Source organism: Sphaerisporangium sp. NPDC049003, assembly GCF_043197795.1.
GTDB lineage: Bacteria > Actinomycetota > Actinomycetes > Streptosporangiales > Streptosporangiaceae > Sphaerisporangium.
Genome location: NZ_JBICTU010000005.1, coordinates 245,830 through 265,471, shown reverse-complemented (window position 1 = coordinate 265,471; position 19,642 = coordinate 245,830). Strand labels below are relative to the sequence as shown.

The window sequence follows — 19,642 nt, the reverse complement described above, 5'->3', positions numbered from 1 at the left end:
GGGGGGCCGTACCGGAACCGGTGCGCCTACTGGTAGACGCGGACGTAGTCGACGAGCATCCGCTTCGGGAACCCGGTGGTGGCGTCCGGCGGACCGGGCCAGTCACCGCCCACCGCGAGGTTGAGGATCAGGTAGAACGCGTGGTCGTAGACCCACGGGCCACGCGTGGCCTCGACCTGGGCCTTGTCCAGGGTGAAGACCGTGCGGCCGTCCAGGGTGTAGACGATGCCCTTGCTGTCCCAGTTGGCGGCCCAGACGTGGAAGTCGTCGGAGTAGTCCGCCCCGCCGGGCAGGGTGTACGGCGAGCCGATGCCACCGCCGCCGTTGTAGGCGGGGGCGTGGATCGTCGAGTAGGCGGTCTTCGTGTCCTTGCCGAGGATCTCCATGATGTCGACCTCGCCGTTGTACGGCCAGGGCCGCCCGGTGAGGAAGTCGGCGCCCATCATCCAGAACGCCGGCCACAGGCCGTTGCCCTTGGGCACCTTGATCCGGGCCTCGACGCGGCCGTAGGTGAAGTTGAACTTGTTGCCGGTGTTGATGCGCCCGGAGGTGTACTGGCAGGGGCCGCCGGGGCAGGCGGTTCCCGCCGTGGTCTCCTTGCGGGCCTCGATCACGAGGTTGCCGGCTCCGTCGGTGGAGGCGTTGTTGTTGTTGGTGTAGTACTGCAGCTCGCCGTTCTGGCCGGTGCCGTAGTCGGCGACCCACTTGGCCGGGTCGGGCTTGGTGCCGGCGGCGCTGTTGAACTCGTCGCTCCACACCAGTTGCGGGGGGTTGCGGGGGTCGGGCGGGAGCGGCGGCGGGGTGATGGGGGCGCCGCCGGTGCCCCAGACCTGGAACTCCCACAGCGAGTACCCGTAGGCCGAGGAGCGCTGGGTGCCGTACATCCGCACGTAGCGGCCGGTGCCGTTCACGGTCAGGGTCTGCTTGAAGCCCGTTCCGGTGGTCGTGGAGTAGATCGAGGTCCAGTTGGTGGCGTCCGGTGAGACCTGGATCTGGAAGGCCTTGGCGTAGGCCGGGTCCCACTGGAGGATGACCTTGTGGATCTGGGCCGTCGCGCCGAGGTCGACGTAGATCCAGCCCGGGTCCACCCAGCCAGTGGTGGAACTGGTGGCCCAGCGGCTGGCCGGGTCACGGTCGAACGCCCTCGCGGGAGTGCACTCGTAGCAGTTGCCGTCGCTCTGCGAGCTGGAGGCGAAGCCGGGCTTGTTGTACGAGAGCAGCTTGTCGCCACCCGGGTCGCCGGTGGGGGTGATGGTCGGCGTCGGGGACGGCGAGGTGCCGCCAACGGTGCCGTAGACCTGGAACTCCCACAGCGAGTAGCCGTACTGGGTGGAGCGCTGGGTGCCGTACAGGCGTACGTACCGGCCGGAACCGGTGACCGCGAGGGTCTGGTTGCCGCCGGTGCCGGTCGTGGTGGAGTAGATGGTGGTCCAGGTGGCGGCGTCGGCCGAGGTCTGGATCTGGAACGCCTTGCCGTAGGCGGTCTCCCAGTTCAGCACCACCTGGCTGACGGTGGCGGTGGCGCCGAGATCGACCTGGATCCACTGCGGGTCTGCGAACCCGCTGGACCAGCGGGTCCCGGCGTTGCCGTCGACGGCCGCGGTGGCCGGGAAGGCGATGTTCTCCGCGGACGAGGCCGTCACCGGCTTTCCCTGGGAAAGCAAGGTGTCGGCGGCCATGGCGGGCACGATCGTCAGACAGGACGTGATCAGGGCGACCGCCAGGGCGACGAGCAGGCCCAGGCGGTTGCGAGCAGTTCTTGGGGACGGCGGCATCGCGTCTCCTGAAGATGGGGGGGTAGTACCACAGGGGCTCGGGGAGCGCTCTCTCAACGAGAGAGTGCTCTCCTCCGACAATGCCTGTCAAGGGCCTAATTAACCGCCCGGAAACGTGATGCACATGGTCCAGCAATCCGGAGTGCGTCTCAGGGAGCGCTCCCTGAAGATCGGCTTGAAACGAAACAATGCCCCTTGAACTGCGGGAACGCGCGGCGCCTCCAGGGAGCGGTTTCTCGCCTTCGCTTGATCGTTCCGCGCGCGATCCTGTAAAAGATCTTGATTACGGCAACACGGAAGACGTCCCGCAGCGGTCCCGGATGAGGGAGCGCGTTCTTCATGATCTTCCTGTGTGCGCGGAGGGAGCCTGTCCTGTAAGCGAGGCCGTGATGGCGCGCCCGCGCGTGGCGAGGGCCGGGACACGGGTCCCGGCCCTCGGCGCCCGGCCCGCCGGCTCCCGGCGAGGGCCCTGGTGACGCTGGAGACGATCGAGGCGAGTTAGGCGTCCGCGCCGCCGCCGCCCATGAGCGGCCGTACCTCGATGCCGGTGTACCGGGCGTCCGGGATCAGTGCGGCGAGCTCGACGGCGCGTTCCCTGCTCTCGCAGTCGACCAGGTAGTAACCGCAGAAGAACTCCTTGGCCTCGGCGTAGGGCCCGTCGGTCGCCTGGGTGACCCCGCCGCGCACCCGCACGGTGGCGCTGGTCGCGGGGTCGGCCAGCGCCTCGGTGCCGACCATCTCGCCGGACTCGGTGATCGCCTTGATGAGCGCGTCGTGTCCGGCGAACACCTCGTCACGCTGCGTCTCGGACAGTGAGTCCCAGGTCTCCGTGTTCATGTAGATCATCAGCATGTACTTCACGGCTCGTGCTCCTCAGGTCGGGACGCCCGCTGCGGGCGCCTCACACACCTGGGTCGGAGCCGGGGACGCGTCCTCTACATCCGACGGGAAGAAAATTCAGGGGGTGGTCACGCGCCGTCTTCGGCGGTCAGGGTTTCGCAGGCGCGGAGTTCCCAGTGACTGATCGCCGGATCGGTGAGAGCCGCGATGACCGTGGCCTGGATCTCGGCGCTGCTGGTGTCGTCGGCGGTGTCGACCCGGATGACGATGTCGCCATTGCCCTGTCTGAGGTCTTTATGCCATTTTTCGGGCAGGAGTGCCAATATGCGTATTCCGTCGATCGGGGAATTGGCCGATGACCGCGATGCGGTGGTGCGGTGCATCGTCAACTCGACCAGCATCGTCACCCGTCCCATTCAGTCCCAGGTGGTGCCCGGGGTCCGCTTTCCCTGGCCACCTAAGCCGATGGTACCGGAGACGGGGGCCGGGACGATCGCGAAGGACAGATCGGCGTGGACGGTCGAGTTCGTCATTTCACTTTCTCTTTCCCGAGGCTGTGCATTTGTTCTCGGACAAACAACTCGGCGGGATTTCACGGCCCGCCAACCAGGTAAACCGGCGGCGAGTCGCGCGGCCGAAAGCGGGCTAGGCGAACAGCCTGCCGAGCCAGCCCTGCCAGGCCCGCTCGGACTCCTCGGGGTCGGCGTCGTCGGTGAAGCTGTGGTGGCCGATCACCACCGAGTCGCGCGTCCCGGAGATGAACCTGTACAGCCCGTCACCGGTGCGCACCCCGAGGAAGCCGGGGGCCACGAAGTCGGCGACGCCCTCGATCGGCTCCATGCCCTCGGGGGTGAGCATGATCCGGTCGCCCTGCACGATCTCACGGTGGATGCCGAGCCCGCGCCGCAGGATCCGCCAGACCGGCTCGCCGCCCCCCTCCGGACGGCTGAAGACCACGAGCGCGAAGTTGTCGGGGAAGTGGGTGAGGTACTGGTCCAGCGTGTGGAGGTACATGTCCCAGCCTCGGTGCAACGCGTCCATCTCAGCCTCCCAGCCGTCGCCGAGGACGCCGGCCTGCGCCAGGAGCGGCCTCGTGCCGCCCCGCTCGCGTCCTTCGATCTGAAACTCCGGTGTGCCGCCGCCGGTCTCGTTCACCGTCGCTTCGGCCATGACCCAACGGTCTCACCGAACAATTTTTTTGTCAAGACTATTGGAGTTGTCGGGACGGAGGGCGACCGCCATCGGCGCCGGTCGCGGGAGGGAGGTGGGGGCGCGCGTACGGCCCTGAGAGCCCCGTGAACGCGCGAACGCCGCCTGCCCTGCCCCGTTTACGCGGGCCTTATGGCAGGCGGCGTCGTGCCGCTTCTACGCGGACTCGCGGATCTACGCGGACTCGCGGACGATCAGCTCGGTGGGGAGGACCACGGGGTCGGCGGGACCGCCTTCGAGGAGGCGGAGCAGCAGCAGCACCATGGCCGCCGCCTGCTCGCGGAACGGCTGGCGGACCGTCGTCAGCGGGGGCTCGGTGTACGACGCGGCCTCGATGTCGTCGAACCCGACCACGGCCACGTCCTCGGGCACCCGGCGGCCCGCGTGGCGCAGAGCCTGGAGCGCCCCGATCGCCATCAGGTCGTTGGCGACGAAGACGGCGTCGAGCCCGGGGTCGTCCTCCAGGAGCTGCCTCATGGCGATCGCCCCCGACTCGCGGGTGAAGTCGCCTATCGCGACGATGGAGCGCCGGTCGGAGCCCTGAAGGACCGATCGGTACCCGGCGAGCCGGTCCTGGCCTCCGATCATGTCGGGTGGCCCCGCGATCGTGGCGATCCGCCGCCGTCCCCGGTCGAGCAGGTGGCGTACGGCCGCCTCGGCTCCGCCCACGTTGTCGTTGTCGACGTAGGGCAGGTTGACGTTGACGGCCGGCCTGCCGTACGAGACCACCGGGACCCGCATGCGCATGATCGCGGCGGGGAGCGGGTCGGCGCCGTGCATCGAGATCAGCATGACGCCGTCGACGTGCCCGCCCGTGAGATAGCGCTCCACGCGCGCGTGGCTGGTCGGGGTGCCGGCGAGCATCAGGATGACCTGCTTGTCGGCGGCCTCCAGCTCCGCGCTCGCGGAGCGGATGACCGTGGAGAACATCGGGTCGTCGGAGAAGACCCTCGTCGGCGGTTCGGAGACCACCAGGGCGATCGAGTCGGTCCGCTGGGTGACCAGGCTCCGCGCCGCGAGGTTCGGCACGTAGCCCATCTCGTCCACCGCCCGCATCACCGCGTCACGGAGCTCCGCGGTGACGGTCTGCCCTCCGTTGACCACCCGGGAGACCGTGGCACGGGACACTCCCGCCCGTGCCGCCACGGCCTCGAGAGTCGGTCGTCTCATACCAGTGACCTCCACGATGAAGTGATCACGCCGACTCCCTGATCACCAGTTCGTTGGGCATGATGACCGGGTCGCCGGACCCGCCTTCGAACAGGCCGAGCAGCAACCTCGCCGTGGCCAGCGCCTGGTCCCCCATGGGGCTGCGCACGGTGGTCAGCGGCGGCACGGTGTACGACGCGGCCTCGATGTCGTCGAAGCCCACGACCGCCACGTCGTCGGGCACCCGCCGCCCCGCCTCGCGCAGGGCGCGCAGGGCGCCGATGGCCATCAGGTCGTTGGCCGCGAACACGGCGTCCAGTGCCGGATCGTCGTCGAGCAACTGCCGCATGCCCTCGGCGCCGGAGATCCGGGTGAAGTCGCCGATGGCGACGATCGACCGGCGACCGGTGTCCCGAAGGGTCTCACGGTAACCCGTGAGACGGTCCTGCGAGGCCACCATGTCGAGCGGGCCGGTGATCGTGGCGATGCGCCGCCGCCCCAGGTCGAGCAGGTGCTTGACGGCGACGGTCGCGCCGCCCAGGTTGTCGTTGTCGACGTAGGGCACCCCGGCGGCGGACTTGCCGTGCGACACCATGGGGACGCCCATCCGCGCCAGGGAACCCGGGAGGGGGTCGGCGCCGTGCATCGACACGAGCATGACCCCCGCCACGTGCCCGGCGGCCACGAACTGCTCCACCCGGAGCTGGCTCTCGGGCGACCCGGCGAGCATGAGCGTGACCTGCTTGCCCGCCGCCTCCAGCTCGCGGCTCACCGTGCGGACGACCGCGGAGAACATCGGGTCGTCGGACACGAGCCCCTTGGGAGGGTCGGAGACGATCACCGCGACCGCGCTGGTGCGCTGGGTCGCGAGGCTCCTGGCCGCGCCGTTCGGCACGTACCCAAGCTCCCGTACGGCCCGTATGACCAGGTCACGGATCTCCGGAGTCACCGTGGCCTCGCCGTTCACCACCCGGGAGACGCTCGACTTCGACACCCCCGCCCGGGCGGCGACCGCCTCCAAGGTGGGTCGTCTCATACCAGCCCATTCTCCCTGATGACCCCGCGGTACCACTCCGCGCTGTCCTTGAGGAGCCGCCGCTGGGTGGCGAAGTCGATGTGGACGATGCCGAACCTGCGGTGGTAGCCCTCGGCCCACTCGAAGTTGTCCAGCAGCGACCACACGAGGTAGCCGCGCAGGTCGGCCCCGCCCTCGATGGCGGCGTGCACGGCCCGCAGGTGCGCGTCGATGTAGGCGGTGCGGTCGGCGTCGTGGACCCGCTCCCCCGCGTCCGTCCTGGTCACCACGTCGTCGAAGGCGGCGCCGTTCTCGGTGACCATCAGGCCGACCTCGGGATAGTCGTGCGACAGGCGCAGCAGCAGGCGCGACAGTCCCGTGGGGACGATCGGCCACTCCATGGCGGTCTTCGGGACGTCGAGGGCGGGGAACAGGATGTCCTCGGTACCGGGCCACGCGGGGTTGGAGGGCTCTCCCGGGCTCGCCTGCACGATGCAGGGGTTGTAGTAGTTGATGCCGATGACGTCGGTCCGCTGGTTGATGTCGCCGAGGTCGTCGTCGTGGATGTGGTCGAGACCGGCGATCCGCTCGACGATCTCCAGCACCTCGGCCGGGTAGCTCCCGCGCAGCACGGGGTCGAGGATCTGCCGGTTGAGCAGGCAGTCGACGCGGTTCACGGCCTCGGCGTCGGCCTCCGACAGCTCGGCGGCAGGGTCGTTGCCCTGGGCCGGGGTCAGCACGGGCGAGGAGTTGATGACCAGCATGATCTCCTCCGCCCCCGCCGTGCGGAGCGCCTGGGTGGCGAGGCCGTGCCCGAGCAGGAAGTGGTGCGAGGCGATCAGCGCGGAGGCGGGGTCCTTGCGTCCCGGCGCGTGCACGCCGGAGCCGTACCCGAGGAAGGCCTGCACCCAGGGTTCGTTCAGCGTGGCCCAGTTGCGCACCCGGTCTCCCAGGCGGGCGTGGACGGCGGCGGCGTAGTCGGCGAGCCGGTACGCGGTGTCCCTGTTGGTCCAGCCGCCGCGGTCCTCCAGCGTCTGGGGCAGGTCCCAGTGGTAGAGGGTGACGTACGGCGTGATGCCGGCGCCGGCCAGCTCGTCGACGAGCCGGTCGTAGAAGTCGAGGCCCCGGGGGTTGATCGGCCCCGTCCCGTCCGGCTGGACGCGCGGCCAGGCGACGGAGAACCGGTAGGCGCCGAGGCCGAGGTCGCTCATCAGCCGTACGTCGTCGGCGTAGCGGTAGTAGTGGTCGCAGGCCACGTCGCCGGTGTGCCCGAAGGCGACCTTGCCTGGCGTGCGGGAGAAGGTGTCCCAGACCGAGGGGCCGCGGCCATCCTCCCTGGCCGCCCCCTCGATCTGGTAGGACGCCGTGGCGGCGCCCCAGATGAAGCCTTCGGGGAAGACCGCCCGTCCCTCCGTCAGATATGAAGGCAGGGTCCCCCGAGTGGTGACGGTCATGGTCATCCCTTCACAGCTCCTTGCATGATTCCTCCGATGACCTGCTTTCCGAGCAGGGCGAACACGATGACCAGCGGCAGCGTGCCGAGTGCCGTTCCGGTCAGGCTGAGCGCGTAGTCGCTGACGTACCCGGCGGCGAGCGTCGACAGCGCGACCTGCACGGTGGGGTTCTCCGGGGTCAGCACGACCAGCGGCCAGAAGTAGTCGTTCCACGCGGACATGAAGGTCAGCATGCCGAGCACGGCCGCCGCGGGGCGCGCGGCGGGGAGCACCACGTGCCAGAACAGGCCCCAGGTGGTGCAGCCGTCGACCCGGCCGGCCTCCAGCAGCTCGGTCGGCAGCGCCCGCGACAGGTACTGCGTCATGAAGAACACGCCGAAGGCGTTGGTGAGCGCGGGGACGATCAGCGCGTACATGGAGCCGGTCCACTCCAGCTTCACCATGAGCAGGTACAGCGGGATGATGCCGAGCTGGGTCGGCACCATCATGGTCGCCACGGTGACCACCAGCAGGATCTTGCCGCCGCGGAAGCGCAGCTTGGCGAAGGCGAACCCGGCCAGGGTGGAGAAGAACATCACCGAGATCGCGATGGCGCCCGAGACCAGGACGGAGTTCAGCAGCGCGAGCGCGAAGGGCACGGTGTCGAAGACCCGTTCCACGTTGGCGAGGAGGTTGCCGCCCGGGAACAGCGGGGGCGGCACGTCGGCCAGCGCCGAGTTGTCGCGCGAGGCGACGACCACGCTGTAGTACAGCGGGAGGGCCGAGAAGAACGCCACCGCCAGCAGGGTGAGGTAGGTGAGCGTGCGGGCCGAGCTCGCACCGAGGCGCCGGTTCACGTCAGGCTTCCTCTCGTCCGGCGGGTGAGCAGGTAGTTCACACCCGCGATGACGACGATGAAGAGGAACATCATCCAGGAGACGGCAGAGGCGTAGCCGAAGTCCAGCTTGGTGAAGTTCTCGTAGATGAACAGCGACAGCGTCTGGTACTGGCGGTCGGGACCGCCGGTGATGCTGTAGGTGCCGAACAGCAGCGGCTCGGCGAGCACCTGCATGGCGCCGATCGTGGAGGTGATGACCACGAACACGATCGTGGGCCGGATCATCGGGACCGTGATCTTGCGGAGCTGGGTGAAGCCGCTCGCCCCGTCGATGGTGGCGGCCTCGTACAGCTCGCGCGGCACGGCCTGCATGGCCGCCAGGAAGATCAGCGTGTTGTAGCCCGTCCACCGCCACATGATCATGATCGAGATCGCGGTGTGGGAGGTGGCGGTCCCGGCGTTCCAGTCGATGGCGCCGCCGCCGAACCAGGACAGAACCCAGTTGATCAGGCCGTAGTCCCGGCCGAAGAGCTGACTGAAGATGACGACGACCGCGACCACGCTGGTCACGTTCGGCAGCAGCAGCGTGACCCTGAACAGGGTCTGGGCCCGTAGCGGGCGGTTCAGCAGGTGCGCCAGCCAGATGGCCAGCAGCAGTTGGGGCACCGTCGACAGCACGCCGATGGACAGCGTGTTGAACGTGGCGTTCCAGAAGTAGTCGTCGCCGAGCAGGGTGGCGAAGTTGTCGAGCCCGACGAACTTGTGCACGTCGGACAGCAACGTCCAGTCGTGCAGGCTCACCCAGGCGGTGTACGCGAGGGGGAACAGCCCGAACGCGCAGAAGAGCAGGAAGAACGGGGCGACGTAGGCGTACGGCGAGGCCTTGACGTCCATCCGGTGCGCCAGGTGGCGCCGGTGCGTCCCGGGTCCGGGCCGCACCGGCGGATGAGGCGGGATCGCCGCCAGGTTGTCGGGGGCACGGGTGGCCATGGCAGCTCCTTTCGGCAAGCCATCGGATCGGGCAGGGCGGGCCGTCGGTGCGGCGCGCCCCGTCATCGGATGCGGAGGGATCACCTGGTCAGGCACGCCCGGCGGCGCGTCCGGCAGGTGTGTGGCCGGCCCGGTGTCACCGGGCCGGCCACCCCCGGCGGGTTACTTGATCCTTTCGAGGTCCTTGAGCGACTGCGCCCAGGACTCCTCCGGCGTCTGCTTGCCCTGCTCGATGCGCTGGAGGGCGTTGCCGAAAGTCGTCAGGACGTCGCCGGCCTTCGGACCCACGTGCTGCGGCTTGAGGGCCTTGGCGGCGTCGGTGAAGATCTTTCCGGTCGGCGCGTCGCTGAAGAACGGGTTCTTGAACCCGGTGATGGTCGGGTCGTCGTAGAGGGCGGGGATGGAGGGAAGGGCCCCGGCGTCGGTGAACAGCTTGAGCTGGGTGTCCTTGTTGGTCAGCAGGTCGATGAGCTCGGCCGCCTCCTTGGGGTGCTTGCCCTGCTTGGGGGCCATCAGGTGCGTGCCGCCCTGGTTGCCGCCGCCACCGCCGGGCACCGCCGCCACGTCCCACTTGCCGGCCGTGGTCGGGGCCGCGTCCTTGATGCTGCCGGTCTTCCAGGACGGGCAGATGATGGTCGCGAACGAGCCCTTGGTGAGACCGGTGTTCCACGGCGGGCTGAAGGCGTTGAGCTTGGCCGACTCGTCGGCCTGGATCATCTGGGCCGACAGGTCGAACGCCTTCTTCACGTCCGGGTTGGTGCCGGCGACCAGGTTGTTCTGCTCGTCGTAGAACCCGACGGGGGCCTGGTCGACCATGGCGCGGAAGTTCTCACCGGGGCCGTCGAACCACTTGGCGCCCGACACCTTCGCGCCGACGAACTTCTTGCCCGCCTCCAGGTACGCCTCCCAGGTGGGCCAGAGCTGCGACACCTCGTCCCGGTTGGTGGGCAGGCCGGCCTTCTTGAACAGGTCGGTGCGGTAGCACATGGCGAGGCCGCCGACGTCGGTGCCGAGACCCAGCAGCTGGGTGCCGTCGGTGGACAGACCCTGCTTCCACTTCCAGTCGAGGTAGTCGCTCTGCCGCTTGCCGAGGCCGTAGTCGTTGAGGTTGTAGAACTTGCCGGCCAGCGGGGTGAACGTGGCGATGTAGCCCGCCTCGACCGCCTCGACGTCGGCAGCGCCCGCCCCCGTGGCCAGCTGCGTGGTGAGGTTCTTGTGGTGGTCGTTGAACTGTGCCCGGCGCTCGACGATCTCGACGTTCGGGTGCGTCTTCTTGAACTCCTCGTACAGAGGAGCGAAGTGGAAGTCGCTGAACAGCGCGACCGTCAGCTTGATCTTCTCGGCCGGCTGTGTGGCGCCCGAAGAGGCACCCGCGCCGCCACCGCTGTCACCGCCACATGCGGTCACGCTGACGGCCAGTACGGCGGCGAGTAGCGGGGTGACGAGCATCCCGGGGCGAAGCTTGCCCATAGACCCTCCCTGGGGGGCTATTAATGATCATGGAGGGAGCGCTCCCTGAGAAGGTTCATTCCGTTGCGCCCCCCGTGTCAACGGGTTCGCCGATAACGATCGTCGTGACCTGGACACCGGTTCCGCCCCCTCCCCTAGGGAGCGCTCTCTCTGTTCCCTCACCGTTCATGCAGGTCAGAGGGCAAGAAGGAGTGTTTCCTGAGCAGATTGAGAGCGCTCTCAGATCTGCGTCACCGATTGCGCGCGGATGTGCGCAAGGTTTCCTCCGAGTTAATTGGGCCCTTGACAGCTCCTGGCGAGAGAGCGCACTCTCGATCTCCGGGAGCGCTCCCCGAACCCCATGCCTGCCGAGGAGACGCCGTGATCGTCCGCACCGGCCGCGGTCCTTGCACGCCGACCATCGCCCCCACGGTCGACCCGGGCGGCGGCGAGCTCCTGTCGTACGGCGACGCGACCACCGTTCTCCCGGAGAAGCTGCTCGTCGACTACGTCCGCGTCTACCAGTGAGCGCCACCGGGGGCCCGCGCCAGTGGGGCCCCGGTCACCCCCCACCCCCTGGATGCCGCCATGCCCGCGAAACCCTCGATCCGCCGATGGGCTGGTGCCACGCTGCTGGCGCTGGCTCTCATCGCGCAACCGCTCCCGGCGCACGCCGCGCCGGTCGACCCCGCCCAGTTCCAGCAGGTCACCCTCGCCAAGGGCGTGGCCGAGGTGGGCGAACCCATGTCCATGGCCGTGATGCCCGACCGCTCGGTCGTGCACACGGCCCGTGACGGCACAGTGCGCGTCACCGACGCCGCCGGGAACACGAAGGTCTCCGGCAAACTGGCCGTGTACTTCAACGACGAGGAGGGCCTGCAGGGCGTCGGCGTCGACCCCGGGTTCGCCTCCAACCGGTTCATCTACCTGTACTACGCCCCGCCGCTCAACACCCCGCCGAACGGCTCCCCGCTGGACGGCACCCCGGCCGACTTCGCCAAGTTCGAGGGCGTCAACCGGCTGTCGCGCTTCACGCTGAACGCCGACAACACCCTCAACACCGCCAGCGAGAAGACCGTCCTTGAGGTCAAGACCAACCGGGGCGCCTGCTGCCACGTCGGCGGCGACATCGACTTCGACGCCGCGGGCAACCTGTATCTGACCACCGGCGACGACACCGAGCCCGGCTTCAACGACGGCTACGCCCCGCTGGACGACCGTGCGGGCCGTGCGCCCTTCCTGGACGCGCAACGCGGCGCGGCCAACACCAACGACCTGCGCGGCAAGGTGCTGCGCATCAAGGTCAACGCCGACGGCTCGTACTCGATCCCGGCCGGCAACATGTTCGCGCCGGGGACGGCGAACACCAGGCCCGAGATCTACGCCATGGGGTTCCGCAACCCGTTCCGGATGAGCGTGGACAAGGCCACCGGCGTGGTCTACCTCGGCGACTACGGCCCGGACGCCGGCGCGGCGGGCCCGCGCGGCCCCGGCGGCCAGGTGGAGTTCGACCGGATCACCTCGCCCGGCTTCTACGGCTGGCCGTACTGCACCGGCAACAACACCCCGGCCGAGACCTACGCCCAGTACAACTACGCGACCGGCACGGTCGGCGCCAAGTACGACTGCGCGGGCGGGCCCACCAACAGCTCGCGCAACAACACCGGGCAGGCCAAGCTGCCGCCGGCCAAGGCCGCGTGGATCACCTACGACGGCTGCTCGCTGCCGGAGTTCGGCTGCGGCGCCGAGTCGCCGATGGGCGGCGTGGTCTACCGCTACAACACCGGCGTCAGCTCGCCGGTCAAGTTCCCGCAGTCACTGGACGGCCACTTCTTCGCGGGTGAGCTCCAGCGCGGGTGGATCAAGGACATCGTCGTCAACGGCGACGGAAGCCGCGGCGCGATCCAGCCCTTCCCCTGGTCGGGCAAGACCGTGATGGACATGGCCTTCGGCCCCGACGGGGCGCTTTATGTGCTCGACTACGGCACGGGGTGGTTCAACGGCAACGCCGACTCCGCCCTCTACCGCATCGAGTACATCGGCGGCGGCACCGGCGGGCGGGCGCCCATCGCGGTCGCCTCGGGCAACCCGGTGAGCGGCAAGGCGCCGCTCAACGTGGCGTTCTCCTCGGCCGGCACCTCCGACCCCGACGGCGACGCGATCACCTACGCGTGGGCCTTCGGCGACGGCGGCACCTCGACGGCGGCCAACCCGACCCACACCTACACCACCAACGGCACCTACGTCGTCACGCTGACGGTACGCGACAGCACGGGCAAGACCGCCACCGCCAACGTCACGGTGACCGTCGGCAACACCGCGCCGGTGGTGAGCATCCAGCTCCCGCAGAACGGCCAGGTGTTCTCCTTCGGCGACGCGGTGCCGTACCGGATCACCGCGACCGACGCCGAGGACGGCACGATCGACTGCTCCCGGGTCAAGATGAACTACATCCTGGGGCACGACACGCACGGCCACCCGATGGCCACGGCGACCGGCTGCACCGGCACGATCCAGACCCCGCTCAACGGTGAGCACGATGGCGCGGCCAACCTGTTCGGAGTCTGGGACGCCGAGTACACCGACGCGGGCGGCCTGACCACGCACGCGCAGGTCGTCACCCAGCCGAAGACCCGCCAGGCCGAGCACTACACCACCTCGCAGGGCATCGCGCTGTTCGACAAGACCGCCGCCCACGGCGCCAAGACCGTCGGCAACATCGAGAACGGCGACTGGATCGAGTTCGACCCGTACGTCCTGTCCGGCATCCCGTCGTTCAGCGCGCGGGTCAGCTCGGGCGGCGTCGGCGGATCCATCCAGGTCAGGGCGGGATCCCCCACCGGCACGCTGCTCGGCACCGCGACCGTGCCCGTGACCGGAGGCTGGGAGACCTTCACCGACGTCACCGCTCCCCTGTCGGGGGCCCCGGCGGGCACGACCAAGCTCTACCTGGTGTTCACCGGCGGCGCGGGCTCGCTGTTCGACCTGGACGACTTCACCCTGGGCACCGGATCGGGCCCGCCGCCGACCTCGGGGCTGCTGTCGCAGGGACGTCCTGTCACCGCCTCCTCGGTGGAGAACGCCGGCACCGCCGCCGCCAACGTCAACGACGGCAACGCCGGAACCCGCTGGTCCTCCGCCTTCTCCGACCCCCAGTGGATCTCCATCGACCTCGGCGCCAACCGCTCGGTCAACCGCGTCAAACTCACCTGGGAAGCCGCCTACGGCAAGGCCTACCGCATCGAGACCTCCACCAACGGCACCACCTGGACCCCCGCCTACACCACCACCACATCCGACGGCGGAACAGACGATCTCACCTTCACCGCCACCACCGCCCGCTACGTACGCCTGTACGGCACCCAGCGCGCCACCGGCTACGGCTACTCCCTCTGGGAAATGGAGGTCTACGGTGTCTAAACTCCTTGTCGCTCTGATGAGCGCCCTGATCCTGGCCGTCTTCGGGATCGGCGCGCAGAGCGCCCTCGCGGCCGATCCCGCCTACAAGGTGCTCGTGTTCTCCAAGACCGCCGGGTTCCGGCACGACTCGATCCCCGTCGGCATCCAGACCATCCGCGACCTCGGCGCGGCGAACAACTTCACCGTCGACGCCACCGAGGACGCCACCGCGTTCACCACCGCCAACCTGGCCCAGTACAAGGCCGTCATCTTCCTCAGCACCACCGGGGACGTGCTCGACGCCACCCAGCAGACGGCGTTCGAGTCCTACATCGCCGCGGGCGGCGGCTACGTCGGCGTCCACGCGGCGGCCGACACCGAGTACGACTGGCCGTACTACGGCCAGCTCGTCGGCGCCTGGTTCCAGTCGCACCCCGCCATCCAGCAGGTCACCGTGCGGGTGGAGGACCGCGCGCACCCCTCGACGGCCGGTCTTCCCGCCGCCTGGGTGCGCACCGACGAGCTGTACAACTACCGCACCAACCCGCGTGACGTCGCGCACGTGCTGGCGACGCTCGACGAGTCGACCTACACCGGCGGGTCGATGGGCGCCGACCACCCCATCTCGTGGTGCCGCCCCTTCCGTGGCGGTCGCGCCTGGTACACCGGCCTCGGCCACACCCAGCAGTCGTACGCGGAACCGCTGTTCCGCACCCACCTGCTCGGCGGGATCCGGTGGGCGGCGGGCGTCGCCACGGGCGACTGCACGGCGCCGCCTCCCTCCGCCGCCACGCAGGCCGAGAGCTTCACCTCCCAGCTCGGCACCCAGGTGGTCGACAAGGCCTCCGCGCGCGGCGGCAAGGCGGTCGGCTACATCGACAACGGTGACTGGCTCGGCTTCTCCGGCGTCTCCACGGCCGGAGCCACGGGCATCTCGGCGCGGGTCGCGTCGGCGGGCACGGGCGGCACCATCCAGGTGCGGTCGGGTTCGGCCACCGGGACGCTGCTCGGATCGGTGACCGTCCCGGTGACCGGCGGCTGGGAGAACTGGCAGACCGTGAGCGCCACGCTGACCGGCACCGCCACCGGCCCGCTGTTCCTGGTGTTCACCGGTGGCGCGGGCTCGCTGTTCGACCTCGACGAGGTCACCCTGACCACCGGTCCCGTGACGACTCCCACGCCCACCCCGACCGTCACGCCGCCGCCGACCTCGGGGCTGCTGTCGCAGGGACGTCCTGTCACCGCCTCCTCGGTGGAGAACGCCGGCACCGCCGCCGCCAACGTCAACGACGGCAACGCCGGAACCCGCTGGTCCTCCGCCTTCTCCGACCCCCAGTGGATCTCCATCGACCTCGGCGCCAACCGCTCGGTCAACCGCGTCAAACTCACCTGGGAAGCCGCCTACGGCAAGGCCTACCGCATCGAGACCTCCACCAACGGCACCACCTGGACCCCCGCCTACACCACCACCACATCCGACGGCGGAACAGACGATCTCACCTTCACCGCCACCACCGCCCGCTACGTACGCCTGTACGGCACCCAGCGCGCCACCGGCTACGGCTACTCCCTCTGGGAGATGGAGGTCTACGGCACCTGACACGCCAGCGGCCCCGTTGATCCCCGGCCGGGGCCACGCGCCGCACCCTGCTCGCCGTCACGAACCGGCGAGCAGGGCGTCGGCGGTTCGACGGCCGGACACCAGGGCTCCCTGGATGGAGCCGGTGTCGCGGTGGTCGCCGCAGACGTAGCGCCCCCGGCCCAGCCTGACGGCGCGCCGCAGCGGCATGGGCGGCGGCATCGCGGGCAGTGCCGCCTCGATCGGGTAGGTGGCGATGTGCTCCCAGGAGGAGGTGTCGCCGTAGATTTCGGTGAGGCGTGCGCGTATCCGGGGTTCGTCCTGGTCCCCCGCGACGCCGAGAACCGACGTCGAGATCAGCGCCCGGCCGTACGCGGAGTACTCCGGGGCCGCGTCGGTCAGCACGACCGTGTCGGCAAGGATCCCCTCGGGGTCGACGACCTGCGTGGGCTCGCCGAGGGGAGATCGCGGGGCGGCGTGGTAGAAGGTCGTGACGGCGCGCATCGCGGGCACGTCCAGGCCGGGCACCAGCGCGGCGGCGGTGCCGGGGTCGGTGGCGACGACCACGGCGGAGGCGCGGATCTCCGTACCGTCCGCGAGCGCGACGCCATCGGCGGTGACGGCCGCGACGGGGGTCTCCAGCGAGATCGTCCCCTCGGGGAGCCGGGCGGCGAGCTGCGCCGGGATCTCCCCCATGCCCCGGGCCGGCAGGCCGATCGTGCCCCGGGCGAACGAGCGCCAGAACAGATGGAAGACGCGGCTGGAGGTCTCCAGCTCCCGTTCCAGCAGCACGCCGGACAGGAAGGGGCGCAGCAGCGTGTCCACCATCTCGTCGGAGATGCCCCAGTGCCGTAGCTCGGCGGCGGTCGTGCGTTCCTTGCCCCCTCGGATGAGCGAGGCGGGAAAGGACAGGTCGCGGCCGGTCATCGCCACGAGCGCGGCCTTGTCGGCGATCGACCCGACCTGCGCGAGGACGCCGCTGAGGGCGTGCTCCAGGTGCTTCCACGGGAGCATCACGCGCTCATGCCCGCCGTCGCGGGCGACGAGGAGCCCGGAGCTGAACGGCCGCAGATCCAGGGCGCCGATGTCGAGGACCCGCGCGGCCTCGGGGTAGGCGGTGTTGAACACCTGGAACCCCCGGTCGAGCAGGAAGCCTTCCACCCGGTCCGTGCGCACCCGGCCGCCCACTTTGGCGGACGCCTCCAGCACCCGCACCGGCACCCCCGCCGCACACAGCCGCACGGCACACGCCAGGCCCGCGAGCCCGGCCCCGACGACCACCACCGTGTCCGCCCCGAAGTCCGGCATGGAGTCCTCCTCTTCCCCTTTCTTTCGGAGCCGGCGCCCTCGCGGATGCACCGGACCGCGGCTCAGGCGGCGGTCAGGCACTCCCGTACCGCCGTAACAAGCCGCCTGGCACGCGCGTCGCCGTAGCCGATCATCCGGTTGGCGACGTAGGCGAAGCCGATCCCGAACTCGTCGTCTCCGAAGGCGAACTGGCCGCCCGCGCCGTCGTTGCCGAAGCTGCGCGGGCCGAGCATGGGGCGGAAGCCGGAGTCGAGCAGGAAACCCGATCCCCACCGGGCGCCCACGTCGGGGAACCCCGACCACGTGGCCCCGGATGACAGTTCCCGGACGGCGCCGGTGACGGTTTCCGGTGTCAGCAGCCTCGGCGAGCCGCCGACTCCGGTCACGGCCGAGGCGTACAGCGCGGCGAGGCCGCTCGCCGAGGAGACCGCGCCGGCGCCGGGGACCTCGGCGCCGAGCAACGCGGGGTCGTTCCACCCGTGAGGCTCGTCCAGGCCGGGGAAGACGAACGCGCCGTTCATCGTGACCATGCGCATAGGCAGTGTCTCGGGGCCGGGCATCGGGGGCCGTCCCTCGGCTTCGGCGAGCCGGGCGAGCCGTCCGAACTCGCTCCGGGGCAGGCCGATCCAGGTGCTGAGTCCCCGTTCGTCCCCGATCGCCTCGCGGAAGTACGCGCCGGGGGTGAGCCCGGTGATCCGGCGGATCACCTCGCCGACGAGGAAGCCGAAGACGTGCGCGTGGTACTCGTAGGCGGCGCCAGGCTCCCACAGGGGCTCCTGCTCCTCGATCGCGTCGATCACCGGTGTCCACTCGGTGATCTCCTCGAAGCTCAGCGTGCGGTCGAGGACGGGGAGCCCGGCGCGGTGTCCGAGCACCATGCGCGTGGTGATCGCCTCCTTGCCGGCCCGCGCGAATCCCGGCCAGTACCGGCTCACCGGGGCGTCGAGGTCGAGCCGTCCCTGCTGTGCGAGCAGGTGGGCGCAGATGCCGACGACGCCCTTGGCACAGGAGAAGACCGGGACGATCGTGTCCCGCTCCCACGGCCGGCCGCCGCGCTCGTCCGCGACGCCGCCCCACAGGTCCACGACCTTGCGCCCGCCCGCGAAGACGGTGACGGCCGCGCCGAGCTCAGCGAACTCGGCGAAGTTACGGGAGAACGCGTCCGCGACCGCTCCGAAGCGCTCGTCGGCCCATCCGCTGTGGCGCATGGTGTCTCTTCCTTCTCACAACAGGTTGTTCGGCGGTTCCGGCCTGCTCCGCGCTCGCGGGCGGCCGATCGGGGCGTCCCGGCTCACGCCATGACCTTGTCCAGGAAGGCGGACAGCTTGATCCTGGTGCGATCGATCTGCTCCTCCACCGTGAGGGACTCTTCGAGCCGCCCTCCGAGGTCGGGGATCTTCTTGCCGCGCACGTACAGGGAACAGTCGAGGTCGGTACACACGTACACGCCGACCGAGTTGCCGTCCCGCCCGGCCTGCCCCGCCCGCAGGGCGGTCATCAGCGAGACGCCGGTGCCGGGATGCGTGGTCAGGCACAGGGAGCACATGCCACGGCGGAGCCCCCCGCGCTGCTGGGCGGACAGGCGGAGCGCCACGCCGACGAGCCCGCCGCCGCGTTCGGTGACGAGATAGCCGCGATCCGGCGCGCCGGGGTCGCGCCATCCGAGGAAGTCGAGGTCGTCCCAGGGCTGCTCGGCCAGGCCCCGCAGGAGGGTCAGCCGCTTGGCCTCCCCCTTGGAGCAGTTGACGAACGACGCACGGATCTCGTGCTCACTTACTGCTTTCATGCCGCGGAACGCTACAACGCCTAGGGACGGCATGCAATATATTAATCAACTACCTAGGGTCTCTAGGAAATGGAGGTGCCGGATGGCTCGTGCGGGACTGACGACCGAGCGCGTGACGGAGGCGGCCGCGGACCTCGCGGACGCCATCGGGTTCGAGAACATCACCGTGTCCGCGCTGGCGCGGAGCTTCGGGGTCAAGGACGCGAGCCTGTACTCCCACGTCCGCGGCCTCAAGGATCTGCGGGAACGCGTCGCGCTGCTGGCCGCGGGCGAGCTCGCCGACCGCATCGCCGCGGCGGTCGCGGGCCGGGCCGGGAAGGACGCCATGGTCGCGTTCGCCAACGCTTACCGGGACTACGCGCTGGCCCACCCCGGCCGTTACGCGGCGACCCAGGCGGTCCAGATCGACCCCGCCGTCCTCGCCGAGTGCACCGCCTACATCCGCACCATCGAACTCACCCACGCGATGCTCCGCGCGTACAGGCTGGTCGAGCCCCACCTCACCGACGCGGGCCGCCTGCTGCGCAGCGCCTTCCACGGCTACATCACCCTTGAGGCCAATGGCGGATTCAGCCACTCCCGCGACGTGCGGACGTCCTGGGAGCGATCCCTCGACGCCCTCCACCTGGTACTGGAACACTGGCCCGGGAATCCAGAGTGATCACACGCCGCGTGGCGCAGGTGGATGATCGACGTTTCCCACCCATATGCGGGGAATTCTTACTGACCAGGCTCGAATGCCTGACGGCTGCCTTGCGGGCCTTCTGTACGTGGCAGGGAAAAGCGCTCGCTCAACCAATGCGCCCATGGGTGCCTTTGTTTCCAGACGTGTTGTGAGGAGCCCTCGGAACGCTTCCGGGGCTCCTGCGCGC

17 protein-coding genes are annotated in these 19,642 nt (G+C 69.7%); 4 read left to right on the top strand and 13 right to left on the bottom strand.

The window, feature by feature from the left end:
* Window positions 1–26 precede the first annotated feature (26 nt).
* From ACGFIV_RS07710 to ACGFIV_RS07665, 10 genes are all read right to left on the bottom strand, one after another.
* Window positions 27–1,775 carry a discoidin domain-containing protein gene (locus ACGFIV_RS07710; protein WP_358559958.1) on the bottom strand — a complete coding sequence of 583 codons (1,749 nt, stop codon included), beginning with the start codon at window positions 1,773–1,775 and terminating at the stop codon, window positions 27–29.
* 498 nt (window positions 1,776–2,273) lie between these two features.
* Window positions 2,274–2,627 carry a YciI family protein gene (locus ACGFIV_RS07705; RefSeq protein ID WP_358559963.1) on the bottom strand — a complete coding sequence of 118 codons (354 nt, stop codon included), beginning with the start codon at window positions 2,625–2,627 and terminating at the stop codon, window positions 2,274–2,276.
* A gap of 116 nt (window positions 2,628–2,743) precedes the next feature.
* Complete coding sequence (locus ACGFIV_RS07700) at window positions 2,744–3,016, bottom strand: hypothetical protein (RefSeq protein WP_358559962.1); 273 nt, start codon at window positions 3,014–3,016, stop codon at window positions 2,744–2,746.
* Between the two features lie 244 nt (window positions 3,017–3,260).
* The gene (locus tag ACGFIV_RS07695) at window positions 3,261–3,785 is read right to left on the bottom strand and encodes a hypothetical protein (RefSeq protein ID WP_358559956.1); all 525 of its coding nucleotides are present in this window, start codon (window positions 3,783–3,785) and stop codon (window positions 3,261–3,263) included.
* 213 nt (window positions 3,786–3,998) lie between these two features.
* Window positions 3,999–4,994: a LacI family DNA-binding transcriptional regulator gene (locus ACGFIV_RS07690; protein ID WP_358559954.1), complete on the bottom strand. Its 996-nt coding sequence runs from the start codon at window positions 4,992–4,994 to the stop codon at window positions 3,999–4,001.
* A gap of 25 nt (window positions 4,995–5,019) precedes the next feature.
* Window positions 5,020–6,009 carry a LacI family DNA-binding transcriptional regulator gene (locus ACGFIV_RS07685; protein WP_358559952.1) on the bottom strand — a complete coding sequence of 330 codons (990 nt, stop codon included), beginning with the start codon at window positions 6,007–6,009 and terminating at the stop codon, window positions 5,020–5,022.
* Window positions 6,006–7,442 (bottom strand): GH1 family beta-glucosidase, encoded by a 1,437-nt coding sequence (locus tag ACGFIV_RS07680; RefSeq protein ID WP_358559950.1) that lies wholly within the window; start codon window positions 7,440–7,442, stop codon window positions 6,006–6,008. The genes ACGFIV_RS07685 and ACGFIV_RS07680 overlap by 4 nt, the downstream gene beginning before the upstream one ends.
* Window positions 7,443–7,444: 2 nt before the next feature.
* Window positions 7,445–8,278: a carbohydrate ABC transporter permease gene (locus ACGFIV_RS07675; protein ID WP_358559949.1), complete on the bottom strand. Its 834-nt coding sequence runs from the start codon at window positions 8,276–8,278 to the stop codon at window positions 7,445–7,447.
* The gene (locus ACGFIV_RS07670) at window positions 8,275–9,249 is read right to left on the bottom strand and encodes a carbohydrate ABC transporter permease (protein ID WP_392832929.1); all 975 of its coding nucleotides are present in this window, start codon (window positions 9,247–9,249) and stop codon (window positions 8,275–8,277) included. Before ACGFIV_RS07670 ends, ACGFIV_RS07675 begins: the two co-directional genes overlap by 4 nt.
* Window positions 9,250–9,411: 162 nt before the next feature.
* On the bottom strand, window positions 9,412–10,719 hold the full coding sequence (locus ACGFIV_RS07665) for an extracellular solute-binding protein (protein WP_392832925.1): 1,308 nt from the start codon (window positions 10,717–10,719) through the stop codon (window positions 9,412–9,414).
* A gap of 360 nt (window positions 10,720–11,079) precedes the next feature.
* On the opposite strand from ACGFIV_RS07665, the gene ACGFIV_RS07660 reads away from it, so the two are divergent.
* From ACGFIV_RS07660 to ACGFIV_RS07650, 3 genes are read left to right on the top strand one after another with little or no spacing between them, the layout of a single operon-like run.
* Window positions 11,080–11,226 carry a hypothetical protein gene (locus ACGFIV_RS07660; RefSeq protein WP_392832922.1) on the top strand — a complete coding sequence of 49 codons (147 nt, stop codon included), beginning with the start codon at window positions 11,080–11,082 and terminating at the stop codon, window positions 11,224–11,226.
* 60 nt (window positions 11,227–11,286) lie between these two features.
* Window positions 11,287–14,118 (top strand): PQQ-dependent sugar dehydrogenase, encoded by a 2,832-nt coding sequence (locus ACGFIV_RS07655; protein ID WP_392832919.1) that lies wholly within the window; start codon window positions 11,287–11,289, stop codon window positions 14,116–14,118.
* On the top strand, window positions 14,111–15,697 hold the full coding sequence (locus tag ACGFIV_RS07650; protein ID WP_392832916.1) for a ThuA domain-containing protein: 1,587 nt from the start codon (window positions 14,111–14,113) through the stop codon (window positions 15,695–15,697). The genes ACGFIV_RS07655 and ACGFIV_RS07650 overlap by 8 nt, the downstream gene beginning before the upstream one ends.
* Before the next feature lie 57 nt (window positions 15,698–15,754).
* Here ACGFIV_RS07650 and ACGFIV_RS07645 read toward each other — a convergent pair whose 3' ends face one another.
* The 3 genes from ACGFIV_RS07645 to ACGFIV_RS07635 form a co-directional block, all read right to left on the bottom strand.
* A complete protein-coding gene (locus ACGFIV_RS07645) occupies window positions 15,755–16,984 on the bottom strand; it encodes an NAD(P)/FAD-dependent oxidoreductase (RefSeq protein WP_392832913.1) in 1,230 nt (409 codons plus the stop codon).
* 62 nt (window positions 16,985–17,046) lie between these two features.
* On the bottom strand, window positions 17,047–18,192 hold the full coding sequence (locus ACGFIV_RS07640; RefSeq protein ID WP_392832910.1) for a serine hydrolase domain-containing protein: 1,146 nt from the start codon (window positions 18,190–18,192) through the stop codon (window positions 17,047–17,049).
* Window positions 18,193–18,275: 83 nt separating this feature from the next.
* Window positions 18,276–18,770 carry an FBP domain-containing protein gene (locus tag ACGFIV_RS07635; protein WP_358557044.1) on the bottom strand — a complete coding sequence of 165 codons (495 nt, stop codon included), beginning with the start codon at window positions 18,768–18,770 and terminating at the stop codon, window positions 18,276–18,278.
* Window positions 18,771–18,852: 82 nt separating this feature from the next.
* Here ACGFIV_RS07635 and ACGFIV_RS07630 point away from each other — a divergent pair, with 82 nt between their 5' ends.
* Window positions 18,853–19,431, top strand: coding sequence for a WHG domain-containing protein (locus ACGFIV_RS07630; RefSeq protein WP_358557041.1), 579 nt, complete (start codon window positions 18,853–18,855; stop codon window positions 19,429–19,431).
* The last annotated feature ends 211 nt before the right edge of the window (window positions 19,432–19,642 follow it).

What these genes read in the sequence shown, in the direction of transcription:
- ACGFIV_RS07640 (WP_392832910.1), bottom strand. Translation starts at nt 18,192, where the DNA reads ATGCGCCACAGCGGATGGGCCGACGAGCGCTTCGGAGCGGTCGCGGAC.
- ACGFIV_RS07710 (WP_358559958.1), bottom strand. Translation starts at nt 1,775, where the DNA reads ATGCCGCCGTCCCCAAGAACTGCTCGCAACCGCCTGGGCCTGCTCGTC.
- ACGFIV_RS07690 (WP_358559954.1), bottom strand. Translation starts at nt 4,994, where the DNA reads ATGAGACGACCGACTCTCGAGGCCGTGGCGGCACGGGCGGGAGTGTCC.
- ACGFIV_RS07645 (WP_392832913.1), bottom strand. Translation starts at nt 16,984, where the DNA reads ATGCCGGACTTCGGGGCGGACACGGTGGTGGTCGTCGGGGCCGGGCTC.
- ACGFIV_RS07685 (WP_358559952.1), bottom strand. Translation starts at nt 6,009, where the DNA reads ATGAGACGACCCACCTTGGAGGCGGTCGCCGCCCGGGCGGGGGTGTCG.
- ACGFIV_RS07665 (WP_392832925.1), bottom strand. Translation starts at nt 10,719, where the DNA reads ATGGGCAAGCTTCGCCCCGGGATGCTCGTCACCCCGCTACTCGCCGCC.
- ACGFIV_RS07635 (WP_358557044.1), bottom strand. Translation starts at nt 18,770, where the DNA reads ATGAAAGCAGTAAGTGAGCACGAGATCCGTGCGTCGTTCGTCAACTGC.
- ACGFIV_RS07695 (WP_358559956.1), bottom strand. Translation starts at nt 3,785, where the DNA reads ATGGCCGAAGCGACGGTGAACGAGACCGGCGGCGGCACACCGGAGTTT.
- ACGFIV_RS07680 (WP_358559950.1), bottom strand. Translation starts at nt 7,442, where the DNA reads ATGACCGTCACCACTCGGGGGACCCTGCCTTCATATCTGACGGAGGGA.
- ACGFIV_RS07700 (WP_358559962.1), bottom strand. Translation starts at nt 3,016, where the DNA reads ATGCTGGTCGAGTTGACGATGCACCGCACCACCGCATCGCGGTCATCG.
- ACGFIV_RS07655 (WP_392832919.1), top strand. Translation starts at nt 11,287, where the DNA reads ATGCCCGCGAAACCCTCGATCCGCCGATGGGCTGGTGCCACGCTGCTG.
- ACGFIV_RS07705 (WP_358559963.1), bottom strand. Translation starts at nt 2,627, where the DNA reads ATGCTGATGATCTACATGAACACGGAGACCTGGGACTCACTGTCCGAG.
- ACGFIV_RS07670 (WP_392832929.1), bottom strand. Translation starts at nt 9,249, where the DNA reads ATGGCCACCCGTGCCCCCGACAACCTGGCGGCGATCCCGCCTCATCCG.
- ACGFIV_RS07630 (WP_358557041.1), top strand. Translation starts at nt 18,853, where the DNA reads ATGGCTCGTGCGGGACTGACGACCGAGCGCGTGACGGAGGCGGCCGCG.